Source organism: Streptococcus oralis, assembly GCF_019929365.1.
GTDB lineage: Bacteria > Bacillota > Bacilli > Lactobacillales > Streptococcaceae > Streptococcus > Streptococcus oralis_BT.
Genome location: NZ_JAHZPH010000002.1, coordinates 128,263 through 144,586, shown reverse-complemented (window position 1 = coordinate 144,586; position 16,324 = coordinate 128,263). Strand labels below are relative to the sequence as shown.

At 42.6% G+C, this 16,324-nt stretch carries 12 protein-coding genes; 5 read left to right on the top strand and 7 right to left on the bottom strand.

Annotated elements, in window-relative coordinates:
• Window positions 1-68: 68 nt before the first annotated feature.
• From essC to K1I53_RS04235, 6 genes are all read right to left on the bottom strand, one after another.
• The gene (gene essC, locus K1I53_RS04260) at window positions 69-4,478 is read right to left on the bottom strand and encodes a type VII secretion protein EssC (RefSeq protein ID WP_223328522.1); all 4,410 of its coding nucleotides are present in this window, start codon (window positions 4,476-4,478) and stop codon (window positions 69-71) included.
• A 21-nt stretch (window positions 4,479-4,499) separates the two neighbouring features.
• On the bottom strand, window positions 4,500-5,768 hold the full coding sequence (essB, locus tag K1I53_RS04255; protein ID WP_223328521.1) for a type VII secretion protein EssB: 1,269 nt from the start codon (window positions 5,766-5,768) through the stop codon (window positions 4,500-4,502).
• Window positions 5,769-6,008 (bottom strand): EsaB/YukD family protein, encoded by a 240-nt coding sequence (locus K1I53_RS04250; RefSeq protein ID WP_223328520.1) that lies wholly within the window; start codon window positions 6,006-6,008, stop codon window positions 5,769-5,771.
• A gap of 81 nt (window positions 6,009-6,089) precedes the next feature.
• On the bottom strand, window positions 6,090-6,554 hold the full coding sequence (gene essA / locus K1I53_RS04245) for a type VII secretion protein EssA (RefSeq protein WP_223328519.1): 465 nt from the start codon (window positions 6,552-6,554) through the stop codon (window positions 6,090-6,092).
• A gap of 3 nt (window positions 6,555-6,557) precedes the next feature.
• Window positions 6,558-9,587, bottom strand: a complete 3,030-nt coding sequence (gene esaA, locus K1I53_RS04240; protein ID WP_223328518.1) for a type VII secretion protein EsaA — start codon at window positions 9,585-9,587, stop codon at window positions 6,558-6,560.
• 69 nt (window positions 9,588-9,656) lie between these two features.
• A complete protein-coding gene (locus tag K1I53_RS04235) occupies window positions 9,657-9,944 on the bottom strand; it encodes a WXG100 family type VII secretion target (RefSeq protein ID WP_223328517.1) in 288 nt (95 codons plus the stop codon).
• A gap of 437 nt (window positions 9,945-10,381) precedes the next feature.
• On the opposite strand from K1I53_RS04235, the gene K1I53_RS04230 reads away from it, so the two are divergent.
• Window positions 10,382-11,011, top strand: coding sequence for an MBL fold metallo-hydrolase (locus K1I53_RS04230; protein WP_223328516.1), 630 nt, complete (start codon window positions 10,382-10,384; stop codon window positions 11,009-11,011).
• Window positions 11,012-11,048: 37 nt separating this feature from the next.
• Here K1I53_RS04230 and K1I53_RS04225 read toward each other — a convergent pair whose 3' ends face one another.
• A complete protein-coding gene (locus K1I53_RS04225) occupies window positions 11,049-12,941 on the bottom strand; it encodes a M13 family metallopeptidase (RefSeq protein ID WP_223328515.1) in 1,893 nt (630 codons plus the stop codon).
• A 178-nt stretch (window positions 12,942-13,119) separates the two neighbouring features.
• Here K1I53_RS04225 and K1I53_RS04220 point away from each other — a divergent pair, with 178 nt between their 5' ends.
• From K1I53_RS04220 to tpx, 4 genes are all read left to right on the top strand, one after another.
• Window positions 13,120-13,842: a metal ABC transporter ATP-binding protein gene (locus K1I53_RS04220; RefSeq protein WP_223328514.1), complete on the top strand. Its 723-nt coding sequence runs from the start codon at window positions 13,120-13,122 to the stop codon at window positions 13,840-13,842.
• Complete coding sequence (locus K1I53_RS04215) at window positions 13,839-14,687, top strand: metal ABC transporter permease (protein WP_000559799.1); 849 nt, start codon at window positions 13,839-13,841, stop codon at window positions 14,685-14,687. The genes K1I53_RS04220 and K1I53_RS04215 overlap by 4 nt, the downstream gene beginning before the upstream one ends.
• A 27-nt stretch (window positions 14,688-14,714) precedes the next feature.
• Window positions 14,715-15,644, top strand: coding sequence for a metal ABC transporter substrate-binding protein (locus K1I53_RS04210; RefSeq protein WP_223328513.1), 930 nt, complete (start codon window positions 14,715-14,717; stop codon window positions 15,642-15,644).
• Between the two features lie 122 nt (window positions 15,645-15,766).
• Entirely contained in the window at window positions 15,767-16,261 is a 495-nt protein-coding gene (tpx, locus tag K1I53_RS04205; RefSeq protein ID WP_125416332.1) for a thiol peroxidase, read from the top strand.
• Window positions 16,262-16,324 lie beyond the last annotated feature (63 nt).

Genomic DNA, 16,324 nt, shown 5'->3' with positions numbered 1-16,324 from the left:
TTCATCTTTCTTTACTCCGCGATTATAATGTTCACTATTGATTCGTGATTGTGCCTTTAATCAAGCGTTTAGCGCATCAATGCCTTAATCTTAATGTATGTACTCTCACAAACAAAATAATGAACTTGATTTTCTAACATAGTCTCTCTTAGAGGTTTCTTTGCGACGGGTACAACGTTTTGGTCATTGAGTCTCATGCTAATCAAAGCTTGTTTGAAACCTTTTGCTAGGCGCAACGGAGCCTCAATATTACGAGAAATACTTTGGTTCGTAATAACAAGTGAAGCATAGCCTGCTAGGAAACCTTGTTTAAAGATAAACTCTAGTCTCTTTTGTGCCACAGGTGTTAAATCCCCAATTATTTCCGTGATATTATAAAGAACGATAGTAACTACATGTTCCTTTAATCCCTCTTGATGTCGTTTATGAAGTTCCGATTCAAGAAGCTCTAGCCTATTTTCGATATTTTGTACCTCATCCTCATAAATGACTTCTTCCCCAAATCTCTCAAGATTGAGTTTAGAAAATTTCGGCGCCAAGACGATGACCTTCTGTTTTCCTTTAGCAATGTGTTTCACCAAGGCCGTCATCTGCTCTTCCTTATCTGTTAGGTAAAGAAGATTGCCTTTAGCCAGGTTCCAAGTAACGGGTTCAACTGTCTCCAAGTCAAGTCCTAATGGCACGAGGCCGTGTTCATAGGCAGTCTGCACGCTGGCTCGACTATAGAAGTCTCTCTCTGTCAACTCCTCTGGCACCATCGGGATGGCACTTGGGCGTTGTCCTGTCCAAGCTTCTTGGAGGGTAGCGACTTCCTGACGTAGGTTGTTGAGGACTTGGGTGTCATTGGCTCCATAAACTGGGAGTGCCAGCTGGATGACATCCACCTCTTCACGCTTCATGAGAGCCCGTCCCTTGATGTCTTCCATAGTCATGGCGAGTGGTGTAGAGCCCACGATAGCCCGCACTTCACCTGCCTCATTCTGTGGTAGGCTCAACTGGTGCTTGAAGTTTGAGTAGAGTTGAGCACGAAGGTTAGTCTGACGTCCGGCTGTCACCAAGAGGTGAACTCCGATGCTGAGACCTTCACGGGAGATGCGCACCAAGAGCTTGAAGAGTTCCGCCTCATAGGCTTCTTCCTTGAAGGCTTCATAGCTATCTAAGAGGATGACAATAGCCGGTTCTTCCTGACCACTAGCTTGACGGTAGAGTTCTAGGGTCCCAACTCCATAGTCCGCAAGCAGTTTCTTACGGCGGTTGAGTTCTTTTTCCATGATTCGCACAAACTTAGAGATCTTCTCCGTTTGGTCCAAAAGCATGGTATCCGCCACCTGTGGAAGCTTAGACAATGGAGCCAAACCATTGGTACCAAAGTCCATCAAGTACATAGTCAGGTCCTTAGGACTGAACTTACGAGCCAAGTCCATGGCTACGGTTTGCAAGAAGGTTGTTTTCCCTGTACCCGGACTTCCGTAGAGGAGGATATGACCATCCTTGGAAAGATCGATAGAGACGGCTTCCTGCTTCTGAGCCTGCGGGATATCTGCCATTCCAAGTAGGACAGAGAGTGGTTTCTCTTGTGCCCAGGCTACTGCTGGTTGCACTTCTTCCAGCTCCTCTAGCGCGATGCGCTCTTTAAGTGGTGGCAACCATGGCTGTGGTACTGGAGGAATCTCTTGTTCCTGACACAAAACTTGGATATGTTGCACAATCGCATCCAACTCTGTCGGAACTTCCTTGATTTCTTCGGCTTCTTCTAAGCCCGATAGGTCTTCATTCAAGATTTCATATTGACCCAATTCATTGATTAGATAGATGGTGTGATCCTCAATCCCCATATCGTCCTTGTCCGGCTGATAATCCGCCCCTGACCAGGCTGATTGGAAGAGTTCATAGACTTCATTATTTCCGACCTGTAGATAAGCGCGTCCCGTCTGAGTAATCTCGGCCGCATCCGGCGTATGAAGCATTTCATTAGAGTCCGAACGGTCCGCCACCTTAAGGGTAATCTTAAAGCGTGAGTTGGACCAGATCTGGTCATCCACCACACCCGATGGTTTCTGCGTAGCTAGGATTAAGTGGACCCCGAGGGAACGCCCGACCCGAGCGATAGACACCAGCTCCTTGATAAAGTCAGGCTGGTTGACCTTGAGCTCTGCGAACTCATCTGAGATGAGAAAGAGGTGTGGAAGCGGCTCAGTCGCTTCTCCGTTTTTAAATTTCTTCTGGTATTGATTGATATGGTTGACTTCAAACTCTCCAAAGAGCCGTTCCCGGCGATGGATCTCCGCATTGATCGAAGCCAGAGCCCGCATAGACTGGGCTCCATCCAAGTTGGTAATGGTTCCCAAGAGGTGGGGCAGGTTTTTAAAGAGATTGGCCATTCCCCCACCCTTGTAGTCAATCAACAAGAAAGCCACATCATGAGGGTGGAAGTTGACAGCGAGGGACAGGATATAGGATTGAATGGTTTCAGACTTCCCTGAACCCGTCGTACCTGCGATCAAACCATGTGGACCATGGGCCTTTTCATGCAAGTTGAGCTGAACCAGGTCATCCTTGCCACGTAGACCGATTGGAACAGCCAAGCTCTTATAAGGAGCGTTCCTTTTCCAACGACTCGATACCTGCAAGTCTTCAAAGGTCTCTACCCCATACATTTCCATAAAGGTCACAGAATCTGGGATCGAACTCTTGAGGTTTTGGAGGTGGTTGAGGGGTGCCAAGGTACGGGCAATCCGCTCCTTGTCATAATCTGCTGGGAAATGATCCAAACGGAAGTCCGTCTCTTTCAAGACACCTTCTTCCATGACCAGTTGACCTGTATTACGGTCCTTGATGTTGATCACTGTCTGGATATTCTCAGACAAGGAACTCATCACATCCTCTACAAAGACCAGCGAACAGCCTAATTCTGTAGGATCTTCGGTAAAGAACTCCATAATCACGTGGTCCAAAATCAGTTTTTCATCGGTCACTAAAACCACATAATGGGGATGGAAAAGCGTGCTCTCCTTATGAGAGGCTTCCTCTTTTTGGCTACGGCGCAGTTTTAAGATTTGGTTCAAACTGTTTAAAACTTGGTCCCGTGTCCGTTGGTTGTAGACAAAACCACGGACATTCAGCTCTTGCAGCTTGGCATGCGGAAGCCACCGCATCCAAGACCATTGGTCTCTCTCCTCTTCAGGCAGGATGGTAATAAACTGCACATCATGATAAGAGTGGAAAGTCGCTAACTGCATGACCAAAAGCTGGAGCTGTTCTAAGACGAGATTTCTAGGACCGACATAACCCACTGGTCCATGGCTGAGATTCGCTGGAATAGGCATATCTGGAATCTTTTTATGACGGCTATAAAGCGCATAGCCCTCTTCTTCTAATGCATCCTTCTTCCCGCTTCGCTCCTGTTGGCCATAACTCAACTCATAGCTGGTAGGAAGTTTTCCTAACCCCAAGCGATAATATAGGAAGTCAAAATGCAAAGGAGTCTTTTCGTAAATCCGATGGTTGTAGCTCTCAACCAAATCCGTCAATTCCAGAACCGTCGGAAAGTGGTAATGCATCCCTTCTTTTTGTTCCCGCTCTAGACGGGTCAATTCCATGGCCTTATCTCTCAGATAAAGATGATATAGGTCAACCCGCTCCTTCTTATCCGCCTTATACTTCTTACGGTTTTTGATAAAACCACGGATTGAAAAAATCAAGCTGGCAGCTGACATCCCGACCGTAGCGAGGATATAGATACCTCGCGGTTGGACAAGGGTAATGAGGACAGTGACCCCAATCATCATAAGGGGAGGAATGATTAATTTTAAGAGTTCATCACTGGGCTTACTTGGTTCCTGTCCTGGAGGATTGATCAAGATTTTATCCTCACTCCCACGATAGATGATACGTGGTGAACGGTGATAATCTGGATAATCCTCATAAAAGCCATAACGAGAGGGCTCTCTTAGGGCTAATTGGTCTCCAACCTGTGCAGGTCCTTGAACCCAAACTTCATCCGGATAGAGTTTAATCGTCACTCCCCCAATACTCAGCTCATCTCCAAAGCGAAGCAGTTGCTGGTCCTCTACCTCCAAACGATTGTTTCGATAGAAGGTGCCCTTTAGCCGTGTCAACCTCCATTGATTTTGAGACTTTTGGAGTAGGAGGTCAATCGTTTCATCTAATCGAATCAGTGCATCTTTCTGTGAAGCAATCTGAAACTCGGATAAGTCCAATAGATCATAAATCCGTGTCTCTCCCTCGCGAAGGTAAAAGACGACTTCCCCCAGAGTTAGTCCGTCCTTCAAAAGGCCCGTTTCTTCCCCATACTGATAAAAAATATCCTCCCCATCAATCTTGAGTTGAATGGGAACAGTCTGTTGAGGGAGATGGACCTGCGCCTTTTCGGTTGCACCAAGCAAGACGGTCTTATCAGCTCCTAGCTCGACTTCATAGCGTAGACCCAGGCTATAGAAAATGATCTCTTTTGTCATATATGCTCTCCTTGGTCTCCTTTAATTGCTTGAGGAAGCGCTAGGCTTTTTCTCTGACGATGGCTTGGTCTCAGATGGCTTATCTGCTTGACTGGAAGCACCAGAGTTCGCACTTGAGCTAGACTCACTAGTCAAGAGAGCACTGCGACTATCCCAGTATTTCTTATACTCGCTTTCCAAAGCATTCAATTTGCTTTCGCGATCCTTCCCTGACAACTGACCATCCTCACGAACCTGCTTGATTTCTTGGGTCAAAGCATAGAGAATCAAATCGCTGTCATTGATCCGCTTCGCGGTATCAAGGGCATCCTCAAAACGATTACGCCCAACTTGAATCCAATAGGTCAGGTACAGTTCATCCGACTTGAGAGTAACATTATTCAAGATGACCTTCTTTTGGTCTGAAGAAAATTCCAAACCTTGAATGTAAGAGTAAGCCAACTCATACTTTTGCGTATTAGGAAGACCGGATGGGGAAATCCCTTCTAACTCTGTAATCACACCACTGTAATCCACCTTGATAAAGGCCGTATCTGCCTGCAATAACTTCTCTTTAAAAGGATTTTGGATGAAAATCAGATAGATCAGAGGGACGACTAACAAGACGACACTCGCTGTTAGCCAAATCGTTGCCAATTTAAAGATTCGATGGCGTCTGCTTGGTACCAAGACGAGATCCGCCTGTTCCTTTGCAGCCTTCTCCACATAGTACTTATCCAGTACAGCTACTGCAGTGGCGATATCCTCAGCCTGACACAAGTCCGTAAGAAAGTCTGGGAGAGTTTCCAGCTCCAAGGAACCATTGTAGAGATCCATAAAATCCAAATCACTAAAGAGAGTCACCGCAAAGCACTTAGCTTGACGTAAAAAGTCCTCTGAGGAGACCGCTTGAGGGGTCATGAGACCGGGTACCCCGCGATAGGCAATCTTTGCCTGGGCATCCTTTGTGATAAAAAGATTCATCGGATGCAAAAGAAAAGTCACCGGCAAGGCCAAAGCCGCTTCTAAACCAAAGACATTTAGGGCCAAACGAATTCGCTCTGAAATGGTTCGGCTCTTCACTTCCTCATAACCAAGGCCATGAGGTTCTAGCTGATACCTAAACGTCACACTATCCTCATCTGCCTCCATGGTCTGTTCCAAAAAGAGCGGATGATGCAAATCCAAAAGCCGGAGCTCCCGCAAATCCTGACTAGCTACATCCGAGCGTTTGAGGCTCAATTGCCAAGTCGTGTCAGTTTTTTCATAGATAAATGGCTGCTCGCCAAATACAAATTTTTCCTCAGTCACTTATATCTCCTCTATCTCTACTAAATCTCCTGTCGTCATTGGATAATCCGACAGATACTTACCCTCGTCAAGCAACAAGCCCTTATTAACAACTCGTAGTTGATACTTCTTGCGCTTGTGACCCGTATTAAAAATCGTATCCATTTCTCGAATCAAGCGACGAACTTCAATCCGACGCGGAATCCGAATATCCACATCCCTTTCGCTTAAGCGTAGGGTAATATTGATATGTTGCTCCATTTCTCACTTCTCTCCTGTCTGATCTCTCACTTTCAAATCCTCACCGCTAACGAGCTGGAAAAACCAGCCACCAAATCAAAATCAATCCGTACTCTCTACCGCTACTCGATAAGTCATCACTCCCGTTGCTCCAAAAAGCAAGAAAATTAATGCTATATAGAATATCTCTGGAAGAAAGTCACTTAATCCACTTTTTTCTACCTGGCCTATATTTGTTTGAAATTTAGCTATTTTTTTTGAATTTGGCTGAAATAACTGCTCTTCGGGAGATTTTTTCACTGACCCCTGTATAGCAGAAAACAGCTGGCCCCTTTCGGTGATCAACTGTTCCTCTTGATACTGCTGCATATCTTGCAACTTCTTTTGAGTCGCTTCGTTAAAAAGCTCCTTGATTTGTTCAGACTGTAATCCAAATTTTAATCCCTCTTTCTTCTCAAGTCGGGAGTCATCAATCTGGAGACTATTATCCTTCAAATCATCTGCAGCAGCCATTGAGACTGCTGCACATGCTACTAAGGTAAGAAGTAAAAGAATTATTTTTTTCATTTCCTATTCTTTCTCAGTTTGAAATACTTGAGGCCAAAAGCTTCTTTCTTTGATAAAAATATTCATAACAAGCAATCCAGCTACGACAATCGCCGTTGCAACAAATGCTAAAATGTTTGCTGGTTGCCCATCAAAATATCCTGAGAGTAAAGCTTCTAATATTGATAAAGCATTGAGATTTTTGATAAATGCTGGGAAGCCTGTTAGACTAGCCGTTGTCCCAATTGCATTTGATAGGTAGACAAAGCTAATCATCATAAAGAAGACAAGACCCATTCCAATCACTCGAAAATGTTTGAGCAATAAATACTGTCCTTGAATCAGTACCAAACCAGCTAAAACAATCAGCAAGACCCATGACGGTTGGTATTCACGACCAACATGAAGCTGAGCACTCGATACAATACCAACTACTAGACCAACCACTACAGCTAAAATAGAGAGTAACCCAACTGTCATAATATCCGTATCATGTAGCTTATCTAGTTTGAACTTATCTTTAACTTTGCGAATAACATTTTGAGTTGCAAACAGGTAAGCCGTAAAGAGACTAACAATCTCCAATAGTAAAATCCATGTAAACGGACGGTAAACATTGACAGTCGCTTTTACGGAAGTAGAATTTTGAGCAACAGGATTTGATAAGAAGTTCAGTAATACTTCGTTTGGTACTCCATTTTCATAGGCATTATTCAGAACCTTCACGAAGGATTCTACAAAGTTTCCATTGTTAGTCAATTCTTCATTAAACTGCGTCATCAAAGATTCTGCATCCTGAGACAACTTTTCAGTACTTGTTTGAGCGTTTAACAATTCACGATTGAAATTACCTAAAGTCTCATTTACAGACTCTGCAGCTTTGACATTACTCTGAGAAGAAGCCTTCACACCCGTAGTTTCTGATAAGAGAGCTGCATACTCTGAATTTAGGGCAGTCAATTGTTTATCAGTATCTTCAAAAGCAGCATTGCCTCCCCCTTGCTTCTTAACCAAATCCTTTAGATTATCTTCCAACTGCTCGTACAACTCTAACTGTTCCTTGATTTTTTTATTCAATTCTTGGTTGGTAGCCAAAACATCCTGCACATTTTGTTCTAGAACAGGCTTCAGTTTAGTCAGTGCTGACAAGGCTTTATCTACTTTCTCTTTAGCACCATCTGTATCTTTATCGCTAGCAGGTGCAGTTAAGCTGTCTTCATACTTCTTCAGATTTGAACTAATAGCTTCAAACCAAATATCTGACAATGCTTTAGACACATCACTATTTTTTAACCCTCTGACGGTATCGTATGCTTGTTTTAGTGATTCTACCTTTTGGTAGACAGAAGCTATTTTCTGAACCTTTTGTCCGTAAGAAACCGCTGCTTGCTGAACGGCTAAGACATCTATCGGAGCACTGACTGCTTGAACATCATTCAAGGAAATATCAACAGTCTTTGGCTCCGCTTTTGGAGTTGGGCTTGGAGCCCCAGTTGAACTTGTAGTTGGAGTCGGAGCTGCCTCTGCAACACTATAGGCTACTTTGAAAGTCCCACCCGTCTTCAAATCAATTTCTTGACCTAAGGCAACCGGTGTACCATCATAAGAGACGGAGTGAACTGTCACTCCTGTTCCAACCTTCCATGACACCTTAGCCTTTGTTCCTGTTCGTCCAACAGCACTCGTACTCGTGATTGCCAGATTTTCCAAATTCTTCAAATCAGTCGAATTGATTTCGTCACTAGGCTCTTTGATTGTTTTTAATTCAGTATAGTTTACAGAAGGAATTGTGATCGGTGTCATACCAAAACCACTAAATTCCTTTCCACTAAAGTCTTCTTTGGGTAATTCTGAGATTGCAGAAGCCAGCTGCGTTTTTAGAGATTCCTCAACCTTCTCTAGGTCCTTATTTGCAGCTTTATCCAAAAATTGACCGAGAGTGATATTATTCTTCTCACTTGTCTCATAATAAGCAGCTAATTTTTCATCGACAAAGTTACGAATATCCTTTTTATGATTTTCAAACTTGGTTCTTTCATCTGTTAGATTGGTCTGTAAACTCTCAATCTCTTCGCTGATGCTTTTTGCTACTGTTTTATAGGAAGGTACAACTTCAGATGACGTACCATCAGAGGATGCTGGTGTTCCGTCTATATTAGAAGTCAGACTACCTTGAGCTTTAATTAATTCCTTATAGGTTTCAATTTGGCCCTTAACATCTTCCCGACTCTGGGAGATAAGCTGGGTGATAATATCCGCATAATTCTTCTTCTCATCTACTCTATTCTGAAGCAGAGTAGCAAAATTTTTGCCATAGGCAATCTGTGAAACATCAAAATGATCAAAAATCTGTGAGTAGCTCTCTAAACCTGTCTTTAAAGCACTGTTGGCGTCAACTGATGAGCTAGACATAGTATAGAGAGTTGGGAAAAGATTTTTAGAATTGATAGCTGTCCCATATAAGTTCGTACGATAGTTTCCGATATTGGTTGCTTGTATCTGTGAGCTAGCTTGAACATTCTTTTGTGCTGTATAAAGGTTGTTCAAAATACTAGCCATATACATGTCGACTAACTGACCATTCAAATCAGCAACAATATCTTTTGCTAGTTTATTTGCATCATTTTCTAATTGCAAATTTCCTTGCGCATTCACCTTATAATTGATGGTTGTCTTATCAACATTGATGCTGTTAATATCGAGTATTTTTTCAGAAAAATCACTAGGAATTGTTAAAACGAGTTGGTATTTCCCACTTTCTAATCCAGAATCAGCTACTCCACGAGGCACAACAGACCAATTTTGTGAATTGTCACGCTCGATATTTTTTACATAACTAGCACCCAGATTATACTCTTTTGTATCAACATAGACTGGCTTATCTTCATTTACAATAGCCACATTTAATTTGGTCTGTTGATTTGTTTCTGCACTATTCTCATTATGAATAGTCGTATTTTTTTGAACAGATAGATTCAAAAAAACCATTAGTGCAAGCAATCCTAATGCCAACAGACTACTTCCTATATATTTAAAAATTCTATTCTTCCTCATATTACTTTAAATCTTCTCCGTCATAAAAAATAGGAAGGCTCTCGCCCTCCTAAAGCCACTTATAACAAATTAACGAATTTGTGCTGCAATATCTTGGTCAGTTTGTTCAACGATGTCCGCAACTTTAAGCAACTGTGCATTGATTTCATCAAGCAAGGTCGCAAACTCATCAATTTTTGGAGACAATGCTGTAAACTGTTGATCAAAGCTATCAAAAGCTGAACCTTTCCAGTTACTTCTGATAGTTTCTTGTTCGTTGCTTAATGTACAAAGAACTTGTCTTACTTCTTCGGCACCACTAGTGTATTTTTGAGCAGATGTACGTAGATCTTCTGGTGTTAATTGAATTAAAGCCATGTGAATCTCCTTTAAATTAATTTATACCTTCATTATACCAACAATTTTAGCCAACCGCAAGCTTAAAACTCAATTTTATGATAATTAATTAAGGATAAAACCCTTTTCTATCTAAGGATAAATAAAAAGCCTTGGATGTACTCCCCCTAAAAAGTTAGACAGATAATTCTAACCTTTGGGGCAGCTCTTCCCTTTTTTGACATTCTTTTCTACTCAGTAATGATTAACCCGTTTCAGTATTTAAGAGCTAAAAAATTTGGTATGAATGATATTCTTACTTATGTGACTGGTTTCATTTTGAAACTTTTAATTATGAAGGCTTAAAATGGATCTAAAGATAGCAGCCCATTAATCAAAAAAGACGGACTTTCTAATCCCCTAAGACTTCTCTTCTGTGTTATACTGATATCAGCACATTCTTTAAAAGAGGAAATCCTATGAAAATCCATAAAACCGTGAATCCCGTTGCCTATGAAAACACTTATTATCTAGAAGGGGACCAACACTTGATTGTGGTTGACCCAGGTAGCCATTGGGAAGCCATTCGCAAGACCATCGAAAAAATCAACAAACCCGTCTGCGCGATTCTGCTGACCCACACCCACTACGACCACATCATGAGTCTGGACTTGGTTCGTGAGACTTTTGGAAATCCTCCAGTTTATGTAGCAGAGAGTGAAGCTAGCTGGCTTTACACTCCTGTCGACAACCTCTCTGGTCTCCCTCGTCACGATGATATGGCAGATGTGGTCGCAAAACCTGCAGAACGCACCTTTCTCTTTCATGAGGAATACCAGCTTGAGGAATTCCGTTTTACTGCCCTACCAACCCCAGGCCACTCTATCGGTGGTGTTTCACTCGTCTTTCCTGATGCCCATCTAGTCTTGACTGGAGATGCTCTTTTCCGCGAGACCATCGGACGGACTGACCTCCCTACAGGTAGTATGGAGCAACTTCTCCATAGCATTCAGACGCAACTCTTCACTCTTCCTAACTACGATGTCTATCCTGGGCATGGTCCAGCTACGACCATCGCTCACGAAAAGACCTTCAATCCCTTTTTCTAGCAAGCAAAAAACCAAGGATTTTATCCTTGGTTTTGTCTTACCAAATAATCACACGATCCTCTGGTGAACGCCACATACCGTCTCCTTCTTTGACATCATAGGTTGTAAAGAAGTCATCAAAGTTTGGCACTTGAACATTGACACGGAGTTTGGCAGGCGCATGCACGTCGACACTTGCCATGAGTTTCATCAACTCTGGACGGCCTTTCATACGCCAGATACGAGCAAAGTTGTGGAAAAATTCTTCGGCTGAGAAGTCTGGTTCTCTCTTAGCAGCTTCAAGGGCTGCAGCAATTCCACCCAAGTCAGCAACGTTTTCGGATACGGTTAGTTTTCCGTTGATTGTTGCGCCGTAAGATTCTTGGCCATCAAATTGGTCGATAACTTTCTGCGTTTTTTCTTTAAAGGCTGCATAATCGCTCTCCGTCCACCAATCCTTAAGACTACCATTTTCATCAAAGGAAGCGCCATTTGTGTCAAAGGCATGAGAGATTTCATGGGCAATAACAGCACCAATCCCACCGTAGTTGGCCGAAGACGACTGATGCAAGTCATAGAATGGAGCCTGTAAAATAGCCGCTGGGAAGACAATTAAGTTCTTCTGAGGATTGTAGTAGGCATTAACCATGTGAGCTGGCATACCCCATTCCTTGTAATCAACAGGCTGGTTCCACTTGCTCCAGCTGTGCTTGATTTCCACACGCGCAAAGGATAGGGCATTCTCAAAGAGACTGGCAGTTTCATCCACGACTTTGTCCTTGTAGCGTTCTGGCAATTCCTCTGGATAACCGATATAAGGCTTGATGACATTGAGTTTGACAATGGCCTTGTCTCGCGTTTCAGGCGTGAGCCAGTCGTTCTTGGCCAAGCGTTCCTTATAAACATCAATCATAGTCGCTACTTTTTTCTCTACGTCTGCCTTAGCTTCTGGGGAGAATTTTTCATGCGCATACCAGAGACCAAGAGCTTGCTTGAAAGGACCTTGGGCCAAGTGATAAGCTGCCTTGACCTTGTCCTGAGCTTCTGGAACACCTGAAAGGGCACGTCCATAGGCACCTGACAAGACACGAATCTCGTCTGTGAGATAGCTGGTTGAAAGATTGACCACAGCTAATATTAAGGTTGCCTTAAGCAAAGGCCACGCTTCTTCACTATAAAATTGATCTGCTGCTTGCCAGAAACGTTCCTCATCTACGATAACCTTGTCTGGCGTTTGTCCAATCACCTTTTGGAAGAAATCGTCCAAAGGGAGTGCAGGAGCAAATTTCTTGAAATCTTCATAAGAATATGGGTGGTAGAGTTTGGCATATTCTGAACTTTCTTCGTTAGAAAGCACCACAGCCGCAATGCGACGGTCCAATTCCAATCGTTTCTCTAGTAAGTCCGCGATTTCCTCATCTGAAAAATCATAGGCTTTGAGAAGATTTGCGCTACTTTCCTTCCAAAGAGTCAAGAGCTCCTCACGCTGAGGATGGTCTTCAGCGTAGTAAGTCGTATCTGGTAGGATGGTGCCTGGTGCACTGGCCCAGAGAACATTGGTTCTGGCATCCATAAAGTCTGGTGATACGCCAAATGGGAGGAAGTTTGGCTTACCAGCTAGTTCAAACGCTGCTAGTTTGCTGGTAAAATCCGCAAAACTCTCCAAATCTTGGTATTCCTTGAGCATTGGCAAAACAGGCTTGATCCCATCTGCTTCTCTCTTGTCAAAATCACGTACCATACGATGGTACTTAACAAAGTTTGCGAGGATGGCATCCTCTGGGACTTCTTCACCTGCCAACCACTTGTCTGTAGTCGCCAGCATCAACTCTTCAATTTCCTCGTCAAGGTCAATAAAACCACCAGTTCGAGATTTGTCAGCTGGAATGACAGCTGTTTTCTCCCATTCGCCATTGATTGCATCATAAAAATCATCTTGATAACGTGTCATCTTGTTCTCGCTTTCATTTTTTCACTTATTCTTAGCTTAGCAAAAAACACTTGGGAATGCAATTAAAAATGGTCTCTCTTTTTCTTCATTTTTCAGTTATTATTTTAAATTTTTCAAAAATTAACTTGACTTAATTTTTTTTTTAATGTATATTAAAAGGCAGGAGGAAAACAACTGTATGATACGTATCGAAAACCTCAGTGTCTCCTACAAAGAGACGTTGGCACTAAAGGATATTTCACTAGTGCTCCAAGGACCAACTATTACCGGAATTATTGGTCCAAACGGTGCTGGAAAATCAACTTTATTAAAAAGTATGTTGGGAATTATCCCACATGAAGGTCAGGCCTTTCTCGATGACAAAGAATTCAAGAAATCTTTACATCGAGTTGCCTATGTCGAGCAAAAAATCCATATCGACTACAATTTCCCTATCAAGGTCAAGGAATGCGTCTCACTGGGACTCTATCCATCCATACCGCTCTTTCACACCTTAAAAGCCAGCCACTGGAAAAAAGTGGCAGATGCACTTGAAATCGTTGGACTTTCAGACTATGCTGATCGCCAAATCAGCCAGCTCTCAGGAGGACAATTCCAACGTGTTTTGATTGCCCGTTGCTTAGTGCAGGAAGCTGACTACATCTTTCTAGATGAGCCATTTGTCGGGATTGACTCGGTTAGTGAAGAGATTATCATGAATACGCTGAGAGACCTTAAAAAAGCTGGTAAAACAGTTCTCATCGTTCATCATGACCTCAGCAAAGTCCCCCATTATTTCGACCAAGTTTTACTTCTCAATCGAGAATTAATTGACCTTGGTTCGACTGAAGAAACCTTTACCGAGGCCAATCTCAAAAAGGCCTACGGTAGCAAACTCTTTTTCAATGGAGGTGACCTATGATAGCAGAATTTATCAATGGATTGCAAAATTTCCATTTCCTACAAAACGCCTTGATCACAGCTATTGTCATTGGAGTCGTTGCTGGAGCTGTGGGATGTTTTATCATCCTGCGTGGAATGTCTCTCATGGGAGATGCCATCTCTCACGCAGTTTTGCCTGGCGTAGCCCTTTCCTTTATCCTGGGAATTGATTTCTTTATTGGAGCAATCATCTTTGGTTTGATGGCTTCCATCATCATTACCTACATCAAGGGTAACTCTATCATCAAGAGTGACACTGCCATTGGTATTACCTTTTCATCTTTCTTAGCCTTAGGTGTCATCTTGATTAGTGTTGCCAAGAGTTCGACAGATCTCTTCCATATCCTTTTTGGGAATATCCTCGCTGTCCAAGATACGGACATGTGGATTACCATTGGTGTGGGGGCATTGATTCTTTTGATTATCGGGATTTTCTTTAAACAACTATTGATTACATCCTTTGACGAGCTCCTGGCTAAAGCCATGGGAATGCCCGTTAATTTCTACCACTATCTGCTCATGGTGCTCTTGACCCTTGTGTCAGTCACCGCCATGCAAAGTGTTGGAACTATTCTTATCGTGGCCATGTTGATCACCCCAGCTGCGACGGCTTACCTTTATGCTAATAGCCTAAAGAGCATGATTTTCCTTTCATCAACCCTAGGGGCAACCGCTTCTGTCTTGGGACTCTTTATCGGCTATAGCTTCAATCTCGCAGCAGGATCCAGCATCGTGCTCACATCCGCCAGCTTCTTTCTAATCAGTTTCTTTATCTCTCCTAAGCAACGATACTTGAAACTGAAAAACAAAAAAATCATTAAATAACGGGGAAACCCTTTCTGGAGGAATCTAATGAAAAAATTAGGTACATTGCTTGTACTCTTTCTTTCCGTCATTGCACTTGTAGCATGTGCTAGCGGAAAAAAAGATGCTACTTCTGGTCAAAAACTAAAAGTTGTTGCTACAAACTCAATTATCGCTGATATTACCAAAAATATCGCTGGTGACAAGATTGATCTTCACAGTATCGTTCCTGTTGGTCAAGACCCACACGAGTACGAACCACTTCCTGAAGACGTAAAGAAAACTTCTCAAGCTGATGTGATTTTCTATAACGGAATCAATCTTGAAACTGGTGGCAATGCTTGGTTTACCAAATTGGTCGAAAATGCCAAGAAAACTGAGAACAAGGACTACTTTTCAGTTAGTGAAGGCGTAGACATCATCTACCTTGAAGGTCAAAACGAGAAAGGCAAAGAAGACCCACACGCTTGGCTTAACCTTGAAAATGGGATAATTTATGCTAAGAATATCGCTAAACAGCTGATTGCAAAAGACCCTAGCAACAAGGAATTCTACGAAAAAAATCTCAAAGACTATACTGAAAAACTAGATAAACTGGACAAGGAAGCCAAAGAGAAATTTAACAATATCCCTGCTGAGAAGAAACTCATCGTAACCAGCGAAGGATGCTTCAAATACTTCTCTAAAGCCTACGGTGTCCCAAGTGCCTACATCTGGGAAATCAACACAGAAGAAGAAGGAACACCTGAACAAATCAAGACCTTGGTTGAAAAGCTTCGCCAAACAAAAGTTCCATCACTCTTTGTTGAATCAAGTGTCGATGACCGTCCAATGAAGACTGTTTCACAAGACACAAATATCCCAATCTACGCACAAATCTTTACTGACTCAATCGCTGAAGAAGGTAAAGAAGGTGACAGCTACTACAACATGATGAAATACAACCTTGACAAGATTGCTGAAGGTTTGTCAAAATAATTCATTAAAAAACGTCGTTCTCACATGAACAGGCGTTTTTTTATCTTTTAATTTCCAGTCAAATCATTGGAAAAATCTGACAATTCTCGGTAAAATAAAAGAAAAAAGAATGGAGTAGTTTCATGACCACTTTTCTCGGAAATCCTGTAACCTTTACAGGTAAACAACTGCAAGTCGGAGACAAGGCACTTGACTTTTCTCTCACGACAACCGATCTCTCTAAAAAAACACTAGCTGACTTTGATGGAAAGAAAAAAGTCTTGAGTGTTGTCCCTTCTATCGATACTGGTATCTGCTCAACGCAAACACGTCGATTCAACCAAGAACTTGCCAACCTTGATAATACCGTCGTTCTTACCGTTTCTATGGACCTACCATTTGCCCAAGGACGCTGGTGCGGGGCTGAAGGCCTTGACAATGCCATCATGCTTTCAGACTACTTTGACCATTCTTTCGGGCGCGATTATGCCCTCTTGATCAACGAATGGCATCTCCTTGCGCGTGCCGTCTTTATTCTCGATGCTGACAATGTCATCCGTTATGTGGAATACGTTGACAACATTAACACGGAACCAGACTTTGAAGCTGCTATTGCTGCAGTGAAAGAACTGGACTAAAATCAAGGCCATTACGGCAGAAGGCTAGAGAAATCTAGCTTTTTTTGATATACTAGATGGAGA